This window comes from Falsochrobactrum ovis, assembly GCF_003259955.1.
Classification (GTDB): domain Bacteria; phylum Pseudomonadota; class Alphaproteobacteria; order Rhizobiales; family Rhizobiaceae; genus Brucella; species Brucella ovis_A.
This window is the reverse complement of record NZ_QLMK01000003.1, coordinates 255961-272582: the sequence shown is the minus strand read 5'-3', so window position 1 is coordinate 272582 and position 16622 is coordinate 255961. Positions and strand designations below refer to the sequence as shown.

Genomic DNA, 16622 nt, shown 5'->3' with positions numbered 1-16622 from the left:
TAATGACCACCTATCGCTGGGTTCGATATTTGACGCCAAACAGATAATCCCCGAAAGAGTTGTCCACCATGTCTGCTAAACATGCCGCATTACTGACTGTCCTGATGGTTTCTGCGATCATATTCATGGCAGTGGGCATGTTTTCCGTTGACGCGGGAGATCACATGGTAACAACCGACGGATACGGGATTTCAAACCGGCATTAAGCTGTTACGCATTCGGGACTAACTGCGCGCTTAATCTTTTCCTGCTCTTTGCCTGTAGCGTAAATTCGAAACGCGTTCGCGCTCCTCGCTAATATTTTTGTCATGCAGTGCCTGTTCGACAAAACGGATATGTTTTTGAACAGCTTCCCGCGCAGCTTGCGGGTTACCACAAATCACAGCGTCAGAAATGGCTCGGTGCTGCGTCAACAGCGTCTCCGATAGGCCGGGATGGCTGTAAATCAGGCTGCGATTGTAAAAAACGCCATCTTTTAAGAGCTGATAGCAGGATCGTAGCGTGTGCAGCAGCACAATATTATGCGCGGCTTCGCCAATGGCATTGTGAAATTCGACATCAAGCTGCGCGCCTTTATCAAATTCGTTTGCGTTATGCGCGATCTGCATTTCGTCGATTATGCCTGAAAGCAGGGCTTTATCGGCCGATGTGGCGCGTAACGCAGCAAATTCTGCTGCAATGCTTTCGATTTCTCTGCGATATTCTAAATAGTCGGACGTTGCTTTTCGGTGGGGCGCAAAGAGCCGGGTTACGGGTTCACTAAAAACCTGTCCGATAGCATCGGCAACAAAGGTTCCGCCTCCGTGTCGCGAGATGAGCAGACCCGACTGTTCAAGCTGTTTTAGCGCTTCACGTAAAATCGGACGGGAAACATCTAGCTGGCGGGCAAGTTCTCGCTCGCCGGGCAGACGGTCCCCGCCACGCAAAACGCCCTCCAGAATCAAAGCTTCGATTTGCCTGACGACATCGTCCGCCGTCCGGCTTGACTGTATGCGTGAAAATATTGTCTCGCCCATAGGGACTCCGATTAAAGACGGGGGACGCTACCATTTTCCCAATAGGGAATAGGTCCATAAAGATCAGTCAGATAATCAATAAAGATACGAACTTTTGCGGGCAGAAACTGTTTGGACGGGTAGACAGCGTGAATAGCGGTATCCCGCGGCGCAGAATAATCGGGCAATACATGAACCAGCCGGCCTTCTGCCAGTTCAGCTCCAATATCCCATGTTGAACGCTGCGCAATGCCAAGTCCCGACAGCACCGCCTCTCGCACCACTTCGCTGGAATTGGTTTGCAACGGGCCGACGGGGCGAATGGTTGTAAGCCCGCCGGGTCCCTCAAGGCGCCATGGCTCATTATTATGCGGCGCAATACAGATATGGTTTTCCAGATCTTCAAGCCCTTCGGGCATTCCATGTTCTTGAATATAGGATGGGGCCGCGACAAGGATACGACGCACCGGAGCGAGCCTTCGCGCCACAAGGGTTGAATCCGGCAAAACGCCTATCCGAATGGCAAGATCAAAACCTTCGCCGACTATATCGGTCATCTCATCTGAAAGTTCCATATTGATTGTCAATTCGACATTATTGCGCATAAAGACTGCCAGATAGGGCGCAATATGCATACGTCCGAAGGTTGTTGGGGCGGAAATTTTGAGGGTTCCGCGCGCGTCGGCAGATTTCCGCGCAAGAAATGCCTCTGCTTCCTCGATGCTTTCAAGGATTGTGACCACGCGGCTATAATAGCCATGCCCTGCTTCCGTAAGCGCGATGCGGCGGGTTGTGCGCTGCAAAAGACGAGTGCCAAGCCGTTCCTCCAGCCGACCCATGCGTTTTGAAACGACTGCCGGTGACAAGCCAAGTTCGCGGGCTGCTGCGGACATGCTGCCCGTTTCGACCACTTTTGCAAAAATCTCCATATCTGCGAGACTGCTCATCATGCACTGTCGTCCTTTCAGCAATCATGCGGTGTATTTAGCCGAAGCAAATCTTTAGCCGCAAGAGCTAGGGTGGGCTTACGCATTGAGCCAATTGTGAACGTGAAGATCTGGTAAATCATTATTACCACTTGACGGGCGCCGTGGCTGGTGCACTTTAGATCTAATGAATTCAGGGGGAAGCCATGAGCGGATTGATCATGCCCGCGCCCGATAGCTCGGTGCTGGAGCGGCGCGAGCAAATTGTTGCGGATCTGCGCGCCATTGTGCCGGGCGAAGGCGTTGTTGATGCTATCAATGCCATGCGGGTTTTTGAAACCGATGGTCTGACAGCGCATCGTCAATTGCCACTGGTCGTAGTATTGCCGGAGACGGTTGATCAGGTCGCAAGAATTCTACGCTATTGCTATGAAAATGAGATCCGTGTGGTACCGCGCGGAGCGGGAACTTCGCTTTCCGGCGGGGCTATTCCGCTAGAAGATGCGGTGTTGCTGGTCATGTCGCGTTTTAATCGCATTCTAGAAATTGATTATCCCAATCGCGTTGCGATAGTGCAGCCGGGCGTGACCAATCTTGGCATTACCAAAGCGGTGGAGCATGAAGGCTTTTATTATGCGCCCGATCCCTCGTCGCAGATTGCCTGTTCCATTGGCGGCAATGTGGCTGAAAATGCAGGCGGCGTGCATTGCCTGAAATATGGTCTCACCGCCAATAATGTGCTTGGCATTGAAATGGTGCTGATTACCGGCGAGGTGTTGCGCCTTGGGGGCAAACATCTTGATAGTGAAGCCTATGATCTGCTGGGGCTTATCACCGGTTCAGAAGGCTTGCTAGCTGTCGTGACTGAAGTCACGGTGCGTATATTGCAAAAGCCTGAAACTGCGCGCGCCGTGCTCATTGGTTTTCCATCGAGCGAACAGGCTGGCCAATGCGTTGCTGATATTATTGGTGCGGGGATCATTCCCGGCGGCATGGAAATGATGGACCGGCCGGCGATTCACGCTGCCGAAGATTTCGTGCGTGTTGGCTATCCGCTTGATGTGGAGGCATTGCTGATTGTTGAGTTGGATGGCCCGCCGGTTGAGGTCGATCATCTGATCACACAGGTTGAAGCGATCGCGCTTCAAAACGGGTCGACGACCTGTACGATCTCGCAATCAGAAGAGGAGCGTCTGGCTTTTTGGGCGGGACGCAAAGCGGCTTTTCCTGCGGTGGGGCGCATTTCGCCCGATTATCTGTGCATGGATGGCACTATACCGCGAAAAGAATTGCCAAATGTTTTGGCCGGCATGCGGGAGCTCTCAAAGACTTATGGATTGCGGGTTGCCAATGTTTTTCATGCGGGTGATGGAAATCTGCATCCGCTCATTCTCTATGACGCGAATATTCCCGGCCAATTGCGTGCGGCAGAAGATTTTGGCGCAGATATTTTGCGTCTCTGCGTCAAGGTCGGCGGGGTTTTGACTGGCGAACATGGGGTAGGGATAGAAAAGCGCGATCTCATGCCCGTCATGTTTAACGAGGTGGACCTTGATCAACAAATGCGGGTCAAATGCGCGTTTGACGAAAAGCATTTGCTCAATCCGGGTAAAGTTTTCCCACAATTACGCCGCTGCGCCGAACTTGGACGCATGCATGTGCATCGGGGCGAATTGGCGTTTCCCGATATTCCACGGTTTTGACAATGAGTGATATAAATCTGATCAAGCCGCGAGACGAAGCGGATGTACTGGAAACAGTCCAATGGGCATTGGCAAATGGCGAAGCACTTGAAATCATTGGACATGGCTCAAAGCGCATGATCGGCCACCCGATTGAGGCCAAGCATATTCTTGATGTGTCGGGCTTAAACGGAGTCACGCTTTATGAGCCTAATGAGTTAGTTCTATCAGCCAAAGCTGGAACGCCGTTAGCAGAAATCGAGCAGTTGCTGTTCGATAATGGGCAATGTTTTCATTTTGAACCAATGGATTACGGCCCACTTCTTTCGGGAGAGTCGGGCGGTGGCACTTTGGGCGGAATGTTGGCAACAAACCTTGCCGGGCCGCGGCGGATTAAGGCGGGGGCCGCACGCGATCATATATTGGGTGTGCGGGTGGTTTCTGGGCGCGGTGAATTATTCAAATCCGGCGGACGGGTCGTAAAAAACGTGACCGGCTATGACCTTTCGAAAGGCATGGCCAATTCTTGGGGAACGCTAGGCGTTGCTACGGAAGTGACATTCAAAGTACTTCCACGACCTGAAACAGTTGCAACACTTGCGCTCCGTGGTCTGGATGATGAAACTGCCGCACGTGCCATGGCAATGGCTATGGGATCGCGAGAAGAAGTAGCATCTGCCGCCCATTTGCCGCCCAGTGTTGCATGGCGATTTCTTGGCGGCCAGCTCGGCGGTGATGCGGCAACGATTTTGCGTATTGAGGGCTTTGCTCCATCGGTCAAGCACCGCATTTCCCGTTTGCAAACAATTTTTTCCGGCATGGGCCCCGGGGTAGGATCCCGTGCAGGGAATACGGAAATTCTCGAAGAGGCGGAATCCCTTCAATTCTGGGCCGAAGTGCGCGATGTCTTGCCCTATGTCAAAAAAGGCGATCAACGCGCCATTTGGCGGGTTTCAATGGCGCCCATGCAAGGTTGGCAGATGGTTGATGAATTTCGGCGCTATGCGGGAGTGGATGCCTTTTATGATTGGCAGGGTGGGTTGATCTGGATGCGTATGGAGGCAGACCCGGAGGCAGAAATTTTGCGTCGATTGATCGCCAAATATGGTGGTGGGCATGCAACCTTGGTGCGGGCGACAGAAAATACGCGCAATAAAACTGCCATTTTTCAGCCGCAAGAGGCAGCGCTTGCGGCGCTTACGCAGCGATTGAAACGGCAATTCGACCCTCAGAATATTCTTAACCCTGGGCGAATCTATCGAATTCCGGCTGGTGCCTAGATCATGCAGACCAATTTTAGCCCAGAACAATTGCTTGATCCTGGTGTGAATGAAGCCGAAAAAATTCTGCGCAAATGTGTGCATTGTGGTTTCTGCACCGCGACTTGTCCGACCTATGTAACTTTAGGCAATGAGCTCGATAGCCCGCGTGGGCGCATATATCTGATCAAAGATATGCTCGAAAATGACCGACCCGCTGATGAACAGGTTGTGCGTCATATCGATCGTTGTCTTTCATGCCTTTCTTGCATGACAACATGTCCGTCTGGCGTCCATTATATGCATCTTATTGATCACGCTCGCGCTCATATTGAAAAGACCTATAAACGTCCCTTTATAGATCGGGTGCTGCGTGGAATATTGGCGGGCGTGTTGCCCTATCCGGCGCGGTTTCGCGCTGCCTTACAGCTGGCTAAGTTTGGTCGCCCGTTCGCGCCACTGTTTCGTAAAAGCCAATCATTAAAGCCACTCGCCGCTATGCTGGCACTTGCGCCGCAGAAATTGCCAGTTGCGAAAACACAATTGGGCGAGGATGCACCCAAAGTGAAGCGCGGGCGCGTGGCAATGCTTGAAGGTTGCGTCCAGCCCGTGCTCGATCCGGGGATTAATCAGGCTGCAAAACGTTTGCTGCATCGGCTGGGCGTGGAAGTTATTACGCCGCCAAAAGAAGGCTGCTGTGGTTCGCTGGTTCATCATATGGGGCACGAAGAACGCGCGCTCGCGCAAGCGCGGCACAATATCGATCTTTGGATAAATGAGATAGAAAATACTGGGCTTGATGCAATCATCGTCACCGCATCGGGTTGCGGCACAACTATCAAAGATTATGGCTATATGCTGCGCCTAGATCCCGATTATAAGGATAAGGCTGCGCGGGTTTCGGCGCTTGCTAAAGATGTTACAGAATATCTCGCAAGTCTGGATCTGCCTCAGCCGAAATTACCAGTAAAGCTTAAAGTTGCCTTTCATTCTCCCTGCTCAATGCAGCATGGCCAGAAGATTGATCAGGAGCCTAAAACTCTGCTCGGGAATGCAGGTTTTGAAGTTTGTGAGCCTTGGGAAGGGCATCTTTGCTGTGGTTCGGCCGGAACTTACAATATTATGCAGCCGGAAATTGCGACCACGCTGCGGGATCGTAAAGTAAAAAATATTGAAGCCACGGGCGCTGATTTGATTGCTACCGGCAATATTGGCTGCATGACCCAGATTGCTAGCGCAAGCCAATTGCCCATCGTGCACACGGTTGAATTGCTTGATTGGGCCTATGGCGGACCAAAGCCCGAGGCGCTTTCGGACCCCGGGCTTTCATAGGCCTATTTGAAATCTGCTCTGAATATTCAGAGCGCTACAATGTTCGGATCACGCCCAATGCGACCATCAGCACGATCAAGTTTTGTGATCTCATCATGGTCGGTGCCATTGAGCTTGAAATCAAAAATTTCAAAATTCTCTTTCATACGCGAAGGCGTCACCGATTTGGGAATGACAATGTTTCCGGTCTCAATATGCCAGCGTAAAATCACTTGAGCGACAGATTTTCCGTGGGATTTTGCGATGGACTGGAGTATTTCATTGTCCAAAATTGTTCCTTGGCCCAATGGGCTCCAAGCTTCTGTGGCAATATTGTGCTTGCTATGGAATAGCCGCAGCTCATCCTGCTGGAACTGTGGGTGCAGTTCGATCTGGTTGATCACTGGATGCAAGCTACTTTCTTTAAAGATCCGTTCGAGATCTGAGGTGCGGAAATTTGAAAGACCCACTGATTTAATCCGACCTTCTGCCTGAAGTTCACCAAAGGCGCGCCAGGTATCCATGAAGAGATCGCGTGATGGTACGGGCCAGTGGATCAGATAAAGATCAACATAATCAACGCCGAGGCGCTTAACGCTTTCGTCGAAAGCCTTGAGGGTTGATTCATATCCTTGATCAGCGTTCCACAGCTTTGTGGTCAGGTAAATTTCTTCGCGTGGAATGCCGGAATTGCGAATGGCCTCGCCCACGCCTTCCTCATTGCCGTAAATTGCAGCAGTGTCGATATGGCGATAACCGATTTTCAACGCTTCGCTGACTGCGGCCACCGCTTCATCATTTTCGACTCTCCAAACGCCGAAACCGAGCTGTGGAATGCTTTTGCCATCATTTAGTTTCACCGTCGGTACGGTCATCTTTAATCCTTCCCTCATTATTATACTGATTTGTAAACAGCATAAGGGTGTTCGCCAAAAAAGGAAAAGCCCTTTTAGGAAGAAAATAACTTATTTTACTGGGGAAACTTTAACATGATTTGCCGGCTGCTTTCGCTTAGAATAGCAGCCGGCAGATGTCATAAATATGAAGCCTAGCGCACGACGACACGCGTTCCCACGGCAACACGTTCATATAGTTCGGTCACATCTTCATTGCGCATACGAAAGCATCCCGAAGACATGGCTTTGCCTATCGTCCATGGCTGATTGGTACCGTGAATACGATAAAGCGTTGAGCCCAGATAAAGCGCACGTGCACCTAACGGATTGTTGATGCCGCCTTTCATCTGAACGGGCAAAATACGTCCTTTTCTGCGCTCCCGCTCTCGCATGGCTTTAGGCGGTGTCCATGTTGGCCATTTGGCTTTACGGCTGACCGTTTGGGTGCCTTTCCAACCAAAGCCATCCCGGCCAATCCCGACACCATAGCGCCGTGCTTTGCCATTTGCTTCTACATGGTAGAGAAAACGATTAGCGGTATCGATCACGATAGTGCCTGGTTTTTCCGGTCCCGAATAGGACACCGTTTGCGGCAGATAGATGGGATCCATCGACCGCTGCTGTTTACGCACAGTTTTGGCGGGGTTTGCTGCGGGCCGCTGTTGAGCCGCCTTCTGATAACGTGGCTTTGCAGCAGCATTGGGTGTAGTTTTTTGCCGGGTGGCTTTCGATTTCTGTGTCTCTTCTGTTTTTGGCTTTGGCGAAAACGGCCTGCCGCTAAGAAGCTGCGCAAGCCAAGGAGCGGCAACATCGCTACTGACTTTTACAGGTGGCTGATTGGCATAACGATCATTGGCGAATGCCATGCTCGTGCTGACAGCAGATACAAGAATAGCTGCAATCGATCCGATTAAAAGAAGATGGCGTGGTTTCATTTTGCCTGTCCCTCCCTGTATCGCATTTGCGCAATAATTGTTTGTTTCCTGTTTCTCTCGTAAGAAATCACTAAATGTCTGGGTCTATTCTGGGCTGTAAAAGAAATATAAAAGTAAACACGCGCATTGTTTTGCGCGAATTTGCCTGCAAACTGAGGTTGTGGTTAGCAGCTCCTTGCGTGACATGATTAAAAACCGATGAATATCAAAGGCGATGAATGAGCGATCCAGCGATGAAAAAAACCGGACTAATGAGCGATAGTGCAGGTGTTCAGCGCTGTTTTTGGTCAGGGACACAGCCGGATTACATTGCCTATCACGACGAGGAATGGGGCGTTCCGGTCAATAGTGACTTTCGGATTTTTGAAAAAATCTGTCTCGAAGGCTTTCAATCCGGCCTGTCTTGGCTGACAATATTGCGCAAGCGCGAAAATTTTCGTGCAGCCTTTGATGGTTTCGATTTTCATCGTGTCGCGCGTTATGATGAGCGGGATACGCAAAGACTTCTGGCCAATAAAGGCATTGTGCGTCATCGTGGAAAAATCGTCTCGACGATCAATAATGCAAATCGCGCTTTGGAACTCGTGGCAGAAAAAGGCTCACTTGCAGCTTATTTCTGGTCATTTGAACCCAGTATTGAAGAGCGTCCGGCAAAGATTGATTATGCGACTTTGGTCGCAAATCCCATAACAGAAATGTCGATAAAAATTTCAAAAGATCTCAAAAAACGGGGATGGTCGTTCGTCGGGCCGACAACTATCTATGCTTTTATGCAGGCCATGGGATTGGTCAACGATCATATAGAAGGTTGTCATTGCCGGGAAAAAGTGGAGCAGTTGCGGCAGAGTTTTGTAAGACCAGTATGAGCCTGTATAGATAGTTTATCGAATTGAAACGTGCAGAATTCAATTTCATGGTCTTGCCGTTATTTCCCGCACTTGCCGCACCGGGCATGATGGGTTAGGAAACCGGCAACGAATTCTCCGGGCTACTCCGGTGTAACATGAACAAATTCAGTGATTAGGCAGGAAAAATGGCCGATAAAGCGGACAGGATGAAAGCGCGGCTTCCGCGCGGGTTTGTCGATCGTGTGCCGGACGATCTGCGTGCCGCAGAAAATATGATGGCAACCATCCGCGAAGTCTATGACCTTTATGGTTTTGAGCCGGTGGAAACGCCCATCGTCGAATATACGGATGCGCTGGGTAAATTTTTGCCTGATCAGGACCGGCCCAATGAAGGTGTGTTCTCATTTCAGGATGATGATGAGCAGTGGCTTTCACTCCGTTATGATTTGACAGCACCTTTGGCCCGTTATGTTGCGGAAAATTACGAGAGCTTGCCAAAACCCTATCGTAGCTATCGCAATGGCTGGGTATTTCGTAACGAAAAGCCCGGTCCGGGCCGTTTCCGCCAGTTCATGCAGTTTGATGCCGACACTGTGGGCGCGCCGAGCGTTTCTGCAGATGCCGAAATGTGCATGATGATGGCCGATACGCTGGAGCGTTTGGGCATCAAGCGCGGCGACTATGTCATTCGGGTTAATAACCGCAAGGTTTTGGACGGGGTTCTGGACGCGATCGGCCTTGAAGGCGAGGCCAATGCTGGAAAGCGGCTCAATGTTTTGCGCGCCATAGACAAGCTGGACAAGTTTGGCCTTGAAGGTGTGCGTCTTTTGCTGGGCAAAGGGCGTCTGGATGAAAGCGGTGATTTCACCAAGGGTGCTCAGCTTTCTGATGACGCAATCGACAAAGTGCTGGCCTTTACTGCCGCCGGCGGTGCGGATGGCGAAGAAACGATCACTAATCTGCGCGCGGTTGTGGCCGGTAACACCAAAGGCGAAGAAGGCGTTGCAGAACTCGCTGAAATGCAAGCTCTCTTTACTGCGGGCGGTTATGAAGGCCGCGTAAAGATCGACCCTTCAGTCGTGCGCGGCCTGGAATATTACACTGGCCCGGTTTTTGAAGCGGAATTGCTTTTCGATGTGACCAATGAAGATGGCCAGAAGGTCGTGTTCGGTTCTGTCGGCGGTGGCGGACGTTATGATGGGCTTGTTTCGCGCTTTCGTGGCGAGCCGGTCCCCGCAACGGGCTTTTCTATCGGTGTCTCTCGTTTGATGACAGCGCTTAAAAACCTTGGCAAACTTGATGTATCCGACACAGTTGGCCCGGTTGTGGTTCTGGTCATGGATAGGGATTCAGCAAGTCTTGGCCGCTATCAGAAGATGGTCTCTAATCTGCGTCAAGCGGGCATTCGCGCTGAAATGTATGTCGGTGGTTCCGGCATGAAAGCGCAGATGAAATATGCAGATCGCCGCAACGCACCTTGCGTCGTTATTCAAGGTTCTCAAGAGCGTGAAGCTGGTGAAATTCAGATCAAGGATCTGATTGAAGGCAAGCGTCTTTCGGCAGAAATTGAAGATAATGTGACCTGGCGTGAAAGCCGCCCGGCACAGATCACCGTCAAGGAAGACGCGCTGGTTGAAGTGGTTCGTGAAATCCTTGAAGCGCAGGCGCGCGATCGCGCACAACGACAAAGTAATACGCAATGACGCGATCAGAGACACTCTCGCAGCGTGCTTCTTTTTTTGAACGTCTGTGTGAATATTTTCAGGTGAATGACGCTGAACTGGTGCAAATTCCGTTGATCCAGCCCGCTGAGCCATTTTTGGATACGGCGGGCGAAGATATGCGTCGGCGCATTTTTCTCACCGAAAATGAAAATGGCGACAGCTTGTGCTTGCGTCCGGAATTTACCATTCCTGTTTGCCGCAATCATATTGAACTCAACGCCGCAACGCCTAAGCGCTATGCTTATATTGGCGAAGTATTTCGGCAAAGGCGGGAAGGTCCGGCAGAGTTTTTGCAAGCGGGTATTGAGGATCTCGGGGCTGAGGATGAGGCTAAATCCGATGCCCGATCAATTGCCGATGCGATGGCCTGTGTGCAAATTGTTGCACCACGCGCTGAACTGGAAATTCTGTTAGGGGACCAGTCGATCTTTGCTGGAGTGCTAAAAGCACTTGATCTGCCGCAAGGCTGGCGAAAAAAATTGCTACGGGCATTTGGTGATGAAAACACGATGCAAGCCGTAATAACAGAATTAACTGGCGGAAAGCGCAGAGACCCATTGCCCGAGGCTCTGACCGCGCTGGTCCATGCTGGCGATGAGATAGAACTTGCGCAGTTAATCGAGGCTGAGATGCTCGAAGCGGGAATTTCCCCAAGTGCGGGCCGCACACCTGTCGAAATTGCGCGACGATTGATCGAGAAAGAAGAGCTGTCAGTGGCTCGTTTTCCGCCTGCTGCCGTTGAAGTGATGAAGCGCTTTTTGTCAATCAGTGTTTCGCTGGACACGGCAGTTATCACTCTACGGGCATTTGCGGCGGATAATGCGCTTGATCTTGGCGGCGTATTGCAAAAATTTGAGGCCCGGATTGAAGCAATGATGGCTGCCAATATTCCGGTAGAAGATATAACATATCAGGCCTCCTTTGGCCGTCCGCTCGATTATTATACCGGGCTGATTTATGAAATTCGTCAGGCGAAGTCAGAACCCGCTCGTATTTTAGCTGGTGGCGGTCGATATGATCGGCTCCTAACCATGTTGGGCGCGAATGAAAATATTCCCGGTGTCGGGTTTTCCATCTGGCTGGATCGGCTTTCTGCGCTTGCGGGAGAACAATCATGAGTCTCACTCTGGCGCTTCCATCCAAAGGTCGGCTCAAGGCACAGACGCTCGCAGTCCTGACCCAAGCAGGATATAATATTATTCTGCCTGATGATGAGCGAAACTATCGTGCTCGTATTGAGGGCGATACGAATCTCGATATTCTATTTCTTTCGGCATCGGAAATTGCACGTGAACTGGGCTATGGCAGCGTAGATCTGGGCGTCACGGGCGAAGATCTCATTCGCGAGACTTTAGCGCATCCGGATGAACGCGTGGCAATCGAAGCGGAGCTTGGTTTCGGGCATGCGGATGTTGTTGTGGCTGTGCCGGAAGTCTGGCGTGATGTTACCACCATGGCCGATCTTGATGATGTGGCGGCCGATTTCCGACAGCGACATGGTCGACGTTTGCGCATTGCTACGAAATATTGGCGCTTAACGCAGCAATTCTTCTCGCAAAAACATGGCATTCAGGTCTATCGCATTGTCGAGAGCCTCGGAGCTACTGAAGGTGCGCCGGCGGCTGGATCTGCTGATATGATTGTGGATATTACATCCACCGGTTCGACCTTAAAAGCCAATCGGCTGAAAGTGTTGGACGATGGCATTATTCTGCGTTCTCAGGCTTGTCTTGTTTCTGCACGACGCAGCCGTGTTGATGTGCGCGTGCAGGAAATAATCCAGCGCATTCGCGAAGGATTGGCAAGAGGCTGATCATATTTGCATGATCATATTTAAATGATCATACTTATCTGGGAATTATAAAGCCGGCCTGATATTCAGGCCGGACTTTTTTTATATTTTTGCTCTGCTGCCAATCAATCCATAATAGACGATATATATATAACAAAGGATCGGCATCAAAAATGCATATTGAATGCCCACCACATCGGCCAATGCACCTTGGAAAAGCGGTATAATAGCTCCGCCGACGATCGCTAGGCACAAGATTCCGGAGCCTTGGCTCGTATTGTTACCAAGTCCGCGCAGGGCGAGGCTAAAAATCGTTGGGAACATGATTGAATTAAACAGTCCCAAAGCCAGCACCGACCACATTGCAATTTGGCCCGTGCTAAAGACCGTAAAGACGAGCAGCAGGATTGCTGCAAAGCCATTAAACGCAAGCATTTTGCCATCAGCCACATAGCGCATGGCGGCAGCGCCTATAAAGCGCCCTATCATTGCACCGCCCCAGAAATAAGTGACATAATGTGCGGCTCGCATTTCACTCAGATTGCCGATTTCTGGTTCGCTGAGGAAATTGACTAGAAAGCTACCAATGCTAACTTCAGCACCGACATAAAGGAACAGGCCGATTGCGCCCAGAACCAGGTGGGGATAATGCCAGGCAGAACCTTGCACCGGCTGATCGTTATTTTGCTCTTCCGCCTCGACATTCGGAAGCTTTAATGCGGCAAAAATGATCGCATGTAGCAGAAGCGTCAGCGCAAGCAGCAGATAAGGAAATTGAACAGCGTTACTCTCGGCGCTGGCGCTTTCATTGGTTGCCGCTGCCAGAATAAGAAAGGCGCCAAAGAGCGGGGCAAGAGTGGTTCCGAGCGAATTGAAAGCCTGTGTGAGCGTAAGACGACTGGAAGCTGTCTCAGGGGCGCCGAGGACAGTCACATAAGGATTGGCGGCCACTTGAAGAATGGTCACCCCAGAAGCGAGAACAAATAACGCTCCGAGAAATAGCGGATAAACCTGTAATTTAGCTGCGGGAATGAATAGGGCACACCCAATTGCAGCGATCATTAATCCGCTTACAATGCCCCATTTATATGTAATCCGCTTGACCAACGCACCGGCTGGCAGAGAAACAATGAAATAAGCACTGAAAAAGCAGAACTGGATCAGCATGGATTGGGTATAATTGAGCTGAAATACGTTCTTCAGATGTGGAATCAAAATATCATTCAGCGAGGTGATAAATCCCCACATGAAAAAAAGCATGGTTAGGCTTGCGAGCGCGAAATTAAATTTCTTGCTCGAAGGTCCGTCGCTCGGCGGAGCGACGTTCGTGCTGAAAAAGAGGGTCATTTTTTCTCTAAATATTGAAGGGGGCTATAGGTCTAAAAATGCGCTTTCGCCGGCAATTGCCGCTGCATTAAACGACAAGTTCAGCTTACGCAATGCCTAAAATTAACCTTTTATTCTGATTTTAAAGAAAAGACCGGACAATTATGCCCGGTCTGTTCCTTATTTTATAGGAATATCGGGGACTTAGTCGCGTTTTGCATCCACTGAAATCGCGCCCGGGCCCTGCAATGCCAAAAGGAAAAAGCCACCAGCGACTGCAAGGTTTTTCAAAAAACCGGTTTGATCGAATGGCATGAAATGGCCGACAAAGGCCGCAGCGATCGTAAAAACACCCAGTAAAACGGCTGCGATCCGGGTTTGAAGACCGATAAGCACAGCAAGGCCACCTAAAAGCTCAAGCAGCCCTACAAATATGGCGGTCGCGAACGGAACAGGCAGTCCGATACTGGTAAAATAACCAGTCGTTGCACCTAAAGCCATCAGTTTAGAAAAACCTGCTGGTATAAAAAGCAATGCCAGAAGGATACGGGCGAGTAGTAACACGCCAGAATTATTGTTTGCTGTTGTTGTCGCTGACATTAGTGATCTCCATTTTAAGCTGGAGACAAAATAGCCTTAATTCATTGTTCTCGATAGAGGGTAATCAACGACAGATTGTATTCTTTGATCGAACAGCTAATGCGGTGAGGTCATCTTTTCTGGCTGTACAAGACGGTCATAATCTTCATCCGTCACCAAACCTGTTTTGAGAGCTTCCTCACGAAGTGTCGTTCCATTTTTATGCGCAGTCTTGGCGATCAAAGCGGCATTATCATAGCCAATTTCGGGCGCCAGCGCCGTTACTAACATAAGTGAGCGGTCCAGCAGATCTTTAATCCGGGCTTCATTCGCCTCTATACCTTTAATGCAATGATCGGTGAAAGATATCATCGCATCACTGAGTATACGGATTGACTGTAGGACATTATAAGCAATCACAGGTTTGAATACATTGAGCTCGAAATGACCCTGACTGGAAGCGAAGGTCACCGCGCTATGATTGCCAAAGACCTGAGTTGCGACCATGGTAAGTGCTTCGGCTTGTGTAGGATTAACTTTGCCCGGCATGATGGAGGAGCCGGGTTCGTTTTCTGGTAGGTTCAATTCACCCAATCCCGAACGGGGGCCAGAGCCAAGAAACCGAATATCATTGGCGATCTTGAAAAGATCTGTGGCCAGAGCATTCAAGCTGCCATGAAAATTCGTCAATGCGCCGTGGCTGGCCAGAGCTTCGAATTTATTTGGCGCTGTCTTAAAGGGAAGTCCGGTAATCTCGCTCACCGCTTCGGCGAAACATGTATCAAAGCCTTTTGGCGAGTTCAAACCAGTGCCGACCGCGGTTCCCCCCTGCGCCAGCAGATAAATATCAGAGAGAGCATCTTCTATACGGTGGCGTGAATATTCCAGTGCTGCGCGATAGCCGGAAAACTCCTGCCCAAGAGTGAGGGGGGTGGCATCCTGTGTGTGCGTCCGGCCGATCTTTATGATGTGGCTGAAGGCGTTTTCTTTCTCCCGCAGTGCGTTCGTAATGTGATCTAAAGCCGGAAAAAGTCGGTTAACCGTTTCCGTGGCTGTCGCAATGTGCATTGCCGTTGGAAAAGTGTCATTGGATGACTGGCTCATATTCACATGATCATTGGGGTGAACAGGCTTTTTGGAGCCCAGTTCTCCGCCCAAAAGCTCAATAGCGCGGTTCGAAATCACCTCATTGGCATTCATATTGGTCTGGGTGCCTGAACCGGTTTGCCAGATGACTAGTGGAAAATGTTGGTCAAGCTTGCCTTCAATAATTTCTGTAGCGGCAACGGCAATCACTTCGCCAAGAACCTGATCAAGCTTGCCTAATTTCACATTGGTTTCCGCTGCAGCCCGTTTGACAATGCCCAGAGCGTGCACCAAAGGCACAGGCATGCGCTCGTTACCTATTTTGAAATTATGCAATGAGCGCTGAGTTTGAGCTCCCCAGTAACGATCCGATGCAACTTCAATAGAACCGAAAGTGTCGGTTTCTTTGCGGGTGCCAGCCATTCGGGTCTCCTGCTCATCAATTAAAATCAAGCGCTAGGGATAATCAATAAGAACATTGCTCTAAAAATGCAAAGTCAGAACGATGAATAATCAAAATCGGCGCTTTCCAAAGAAGGCCCGAAGCCGCTCTAGGCCCCCTCTAAGCCTCTAAAGAAACCTTTCAAAGAAAGGCAAATAGGCTGCTCATTCATTCTCGTCCTGATCGTCGCCTTCTATTTCCTTAATCCAGGCAATAGGGTCAACTTTTTGTTGGATTCGGCTGCTCAGATAGACCCACCAACCGGTGTCAGTCTCGTCCCAATCACCTCCCGCAAGCTGCAATTGAGAGAGTGAGCGGAACTGGCCGATTGATTCATTGCGCTGATCATTATCATCCATCCACACAACGGTGATTTTACGACCGTCTTTAGGCGCTGAAACTATTGGCAGTTCTTTACGCATGCGGGTCTCCCATACAAAGCTTCATCATGAAGGGATTAGAATAGCGCACAGAGAAGGGGGGGCAAGTTAGATGGATGTCGTACAAAGGAAGGTAAGCACGAATGCCTACCTTCCCTGTCGCCCGAGACAGGACTTCCTAAGCGGGGGGCAAAGGGGAAGTCCATCCCGGTGAACTCTGATTGAACATAAAAACAGGAGCATGTAAATCAGAGAAATTGAACCTGCTACTTTAGGCAAGGCTAAATAACACAAGGAAAGAAATGAAAGCAATGCCAATTAGTTACATATCGTAAGAAATTCAGTGAATTTTCTACTAATATAAGGCTTAGTGGGCCGATTGTCAGGCTTTGAAAATCTGGTATCAAAATCTGAGGGATTTGCTTTGCATTGAATCGAAAA

The 16622-nt window shown here is 50.2% G+C and carries 16 protein-coding genes; 8 read left to right on the top strand and 8 right to left on the bottom strand.

Annotation, left to right across the window (positions count from 1 at the left end; all coding sequences use genetic code 11):
- Window positions 1-68: 68 nt before the first annotated feature.
- Window positions 69-206 carry a hypothetical protein gene (locus tag C7374_RS16150; protein ID WP_170130218.1) on the top strand — a complete coding sequence of 46 codons (138 nt, stop codon included), beginning with the start codon at window positions 69-71 and terminating at the stop codon, window positions 204-206.
- Window positions 207-236: 30 nt separating this feature from the next.
- On the opposite strand, the gene C7374_RS06820 is transcribed toward C7374_RS16150, so the two are convergent.
- Both C7374_RS06820 and C7374_RS06815 read right to left on the bottom strand, forming a co-directional pair.
- Window positions 237-1016 (bottom strand): FCD domain-containing protein, encoded by a 780-nt coding sequence (locus tag C7374_RS06820; protein WP_111574853.1) that lies wholly within the window; start codon window positions 1014-1016, stop codon window positions 237-239.
- 11 nt (window positions 1017-1027) lie between these two features.
- Complete coding sequence (locus tag C7374_RS06815; protein ID WP_111574852.1) at window positions 1028-1945, bottom strand: LysR family transcriptional regulator; 918 nt, start codon at window positions 1943-1945, stop codon at window positions 1028-1030.
- A 182-nt stretch (window positions 1946-2127) separates the two neighbouring features.
- Here C7374_RS06815 and C7374_RS06810 point away from each other — a divergent pair, with 182 nt between their 5' ends.
- From C7374_RS06810 to glcF, 3 genes are read left to right on the top strand one after another with little or no spacing between them, the layout of a single operon-like run.
- Window positions 2128-3624, top strand: coding sequence for an FAD-linked oxidase C-terminal domain-containing protein (locus C7374_RS06810; protein ID WP_111574851.1), 1497 nt, complete (start codon window positions 2128-2130; stop codon window positions 3622-3624).
- A 2-nt stretch (window positions 3625-3626) separates the two neighbouring features.
- Window positions 3627-4883, top strand: a complete 1257-nt coding sequence (glcE, locus tag C7374_RS06805) for a glycolate oxidase subunit GlcE (protein WP_111574850.1) — start codon at window positions 3627-3629, stop codon at window positions 4881-4883.
- A 3-nt stretch (window positions 4884-4886) separates the two neighbouring features.
- Window positions 4887-6194: a glycolate oxidase subunit GlcF gene (glcF, locus tag C7374_RS06800; protein ID WP_111574849.1), complete on the top strand. Its 1308-nt coding sequence runs from the start codon at window positions 4887-4889 to the stop codon at window positions 6192-6194.
- Window positions 6195-6220: 26 nt separating this feature from the next.
- On the opposite strand, the gene C7374_RS06795 is transcribed toward glcF, so the two are convergent.
- Both C7374_RS06795 and C7374_RS06790 read right to left on the bottom strand, forming a co-directional pair.
- A complete protein-coding gene (locus C7374_RS06795; protein WP_111574848.1) occupies window positions 6221-7048 on the bottom strand; it encodes an aldo/keto reductase in 828 nt (275 codons plus the stop codon).
- Between the two features lie 173 nt (window positions 7049-7221).
- Complete coding sequence (locus C7374_RS06790) at window positions 7222-8004, bottom strand: L,D-transpeptidase (protein ID WP_111574847.1); 783 nt, start codon at window positions 8002-8004, stop codon at window positions 7222-7224.
- A 218-nt stretch (window positions 8005-8222) separates the two neighbouring features.
- Here C7374_RS06790 and C7374_RS06785 point away from each other — a divergent pair, with 218 nt between their 5' ends.
- From C7374_RS06785 to hisG, 4 genes are all read left to right on the top strand, one after another.
- Window positions 8223-8870: a DNA-3-methyladenine glycosylase I gene (locus tag C7374_RS06785; RefSeq protein ID WP_111574846.1), complete on the top strand. Its 648-nt coding sequence runs from the start codon at window positions 8223-8225 to the stop codon at window positions 8868-8870.
- Between the two features lie 167 nt (window positions 8871-9037).
- Window positions 9038-10555: a histidine--tRNA ligase gene (gene hisS / locus C7374_RS06780; protein ID WP_111574845.1), complete on the top strand. Its 1518-nt coding sequence runs from the start codon at window positions 9038-9040 to the stop codon at window positions 10553-10555.
- Entirely contained in the window at window positions 10552-11694 is a 1143-nt protein-coding gene (locus tag C7374_RS06775) for an ATP phosphoribosyltransferase regulatory subunit (RefSeq protein WP_111574844.1), read from the top strand. The genes hisS and C7374_RS06775 overlap by 4 nt, the downstream gene beginning before the upstream one ends.
- A complete protein-coding gene (gene hisG, locus C7374_RS06770; RefSeq protein ID WP_111574843.1) occupies window positions 11691-12389 on the top strand; it encodes an ATP phosphoribosyltransferase in 699 nt (232 codons plus the stop codon). The genes C7374_RS06775 and hisG overlap by 4 nt, the downstream gene beginning before the upstream one ends.
- An 81-nt stretch (window positions 12390-12470) precedes the next feature.
- Here hisG and C7374_RS06765 read toward each other — a convergent pair whose 3' ends face one another.
- From C7374_RS06765 to C7374_RS06745, 4 genes are all read right to left on the bottom strand, one after another.
- The gene (locus C7374_RS06765) at window positions 12471-13715 is read right to left on the bottom strand and encodes a sugar MFS transporter (RefSeq protein WP_210205087.1); all 1245 of its coding nucleotides are present in this window, start codon (window positions 13713-13715) and stop codon (window positions 12471-12473) included.
- A gap of 183 nt (window positions 13716-13898) precedes the next feature.
- Entirely contained in the window at window positions 13899-14294 is a 396-nt protein-coding gene (locus tag C7374_RS06755) for a DoxX family protein (protein WP_111574841.1), read from the bottom strand.
- Window positions 14295-14390: 96 nt separating this feature from the next.
- Entirely contained in the window at window positions 14391-15782 is a 1392-nt protein-coding gene (gene fumC / locus C7374_RS06750; RefSeq protein ID WP_111574840.1) for a class II fumarate hydratase, read from the bottom strand.
- Between the two features lie 183 nt (window positions 15783-15965).
- On the bottom strand, window positions 15966-16223 hold the full coding sequence (locus tag C7374_RS06745) for a hypothetical protein (RefSeq protein ID WP_111574839.1): 258 nt from the start codon (window positions 16221-16223) through the stop codon (window positions 15966-15968).
- Window positions 16224-16622 lie beyond the last annotated feature (399 nt).

Bases quoted from the DNA above. Each gene is read 5' to 3' on its own strand.
- hisG (WP_111574843.1), top strand. From the start codon at position 11,691: ATGAGTCTCACTCTGGCGCTTCCATCCAAAGGTCGGCTCAAGGCACAG.
- hisS (WP_111574845.1), top strand. From the start codon at position 9,038: ATGGCCGATAAAGCGGACAGGATGAAAGCGCGGCTTCCGCGCGGGTTT.
- glcF (WP_111574849.1), top strand. From the start codon at position 4,887: ATGCAGACCAATTTTAGCCCAGAACAATTGCTTGATCCTGGTGTGAAT.
- C7374_RS06795 (WP_111574848.1), bottom strand. From the start codon at position 7,048: ATGACCGTACCGACGGTGAAACTAAATGATGGCAAAAGCATTCCACAG.
- C7374_RS06810 (WP_111574851.1), top strand. From the start codon at position 2,128: ATGAGCGGATTGATCATGCCCGCGCCCGATAGCTCGGTGCTGGAGCGG.
- C7374_RS06790 (WP_111574847.1), bottom strand. From the start codon at position 8,004: ATGAAACCACGCCATCTTCTTTTAATCGGATCGATTGCAGCTATTCTT.
- C7374_RS06815 (WP_111574852.1), bottom strand. From the start codon at position 1,945: ATGATGAGCAGTCTCGCAGATATGGAGATTTTTGCAAAAGTGGTCGAA.
- C7374_RS06765 (WP_210205087.1), bottom strand. From the start codon at position 13,715: ATGACCCTCTTTTTCAGCACGAACGTCGCTCCGCCGAGCGACGGACCT.
- C7374_RS16150 (WP_170130218.1), top strand. From the start codon at position 69: ATGTCTGCTAAACATGCCGCATTACTGACTGTCCTGATGGTTTCTGCG.
- fumC (WP_111574840.1), bottom strand. From the start codon at position 15,782: ATGGCTGGCACCCGCAAAGAAACCGACACTTTCGGTTCTATTGAAGTT.
- C7374_RS06785 (WP_111574846.1), top strand. From the start codon at position 8,223: ATGAGCGATCCAGCGATGAAAAAAACCGGACTAATGAGCGATAGTGCA.
- glcE (WP_111574850.1), top strand. From the start codon at position 3,627: ATGAGTGATATAAATCTGATCAAGCCGCGAGACGAAGCGGATGTACTG.
- C7374_RS06745 (WP_111574839.1), bottom strand. From the start codon at position 16,223: ATGCGTAAAGAACTGCCAATAGTTTCAGCGCCTAAAGACGGTCGTAAA.
- C7374_RS06775 (WP_111574844.1), top strand. From the start codon at position 10,552: ATGACGCGATCAGAGACACTCTCGCAGCGTGCTTCTTTTTTTGAACGT.
- C7374_RS06820 (WP_111574853.1), bottom strand. From the start codon at position 1,016: ATGGGCGAGACAATATTTTCACGCATACAGTCAAGCCGGACGGCGGAC.
- C7374_RS06755 (WP_111574841.1), bottom strand. From the start codon at position 14,294: ATGTCAGCGACAACAACAGCAAACAATAATTCTGGCGTGTTACTACTC.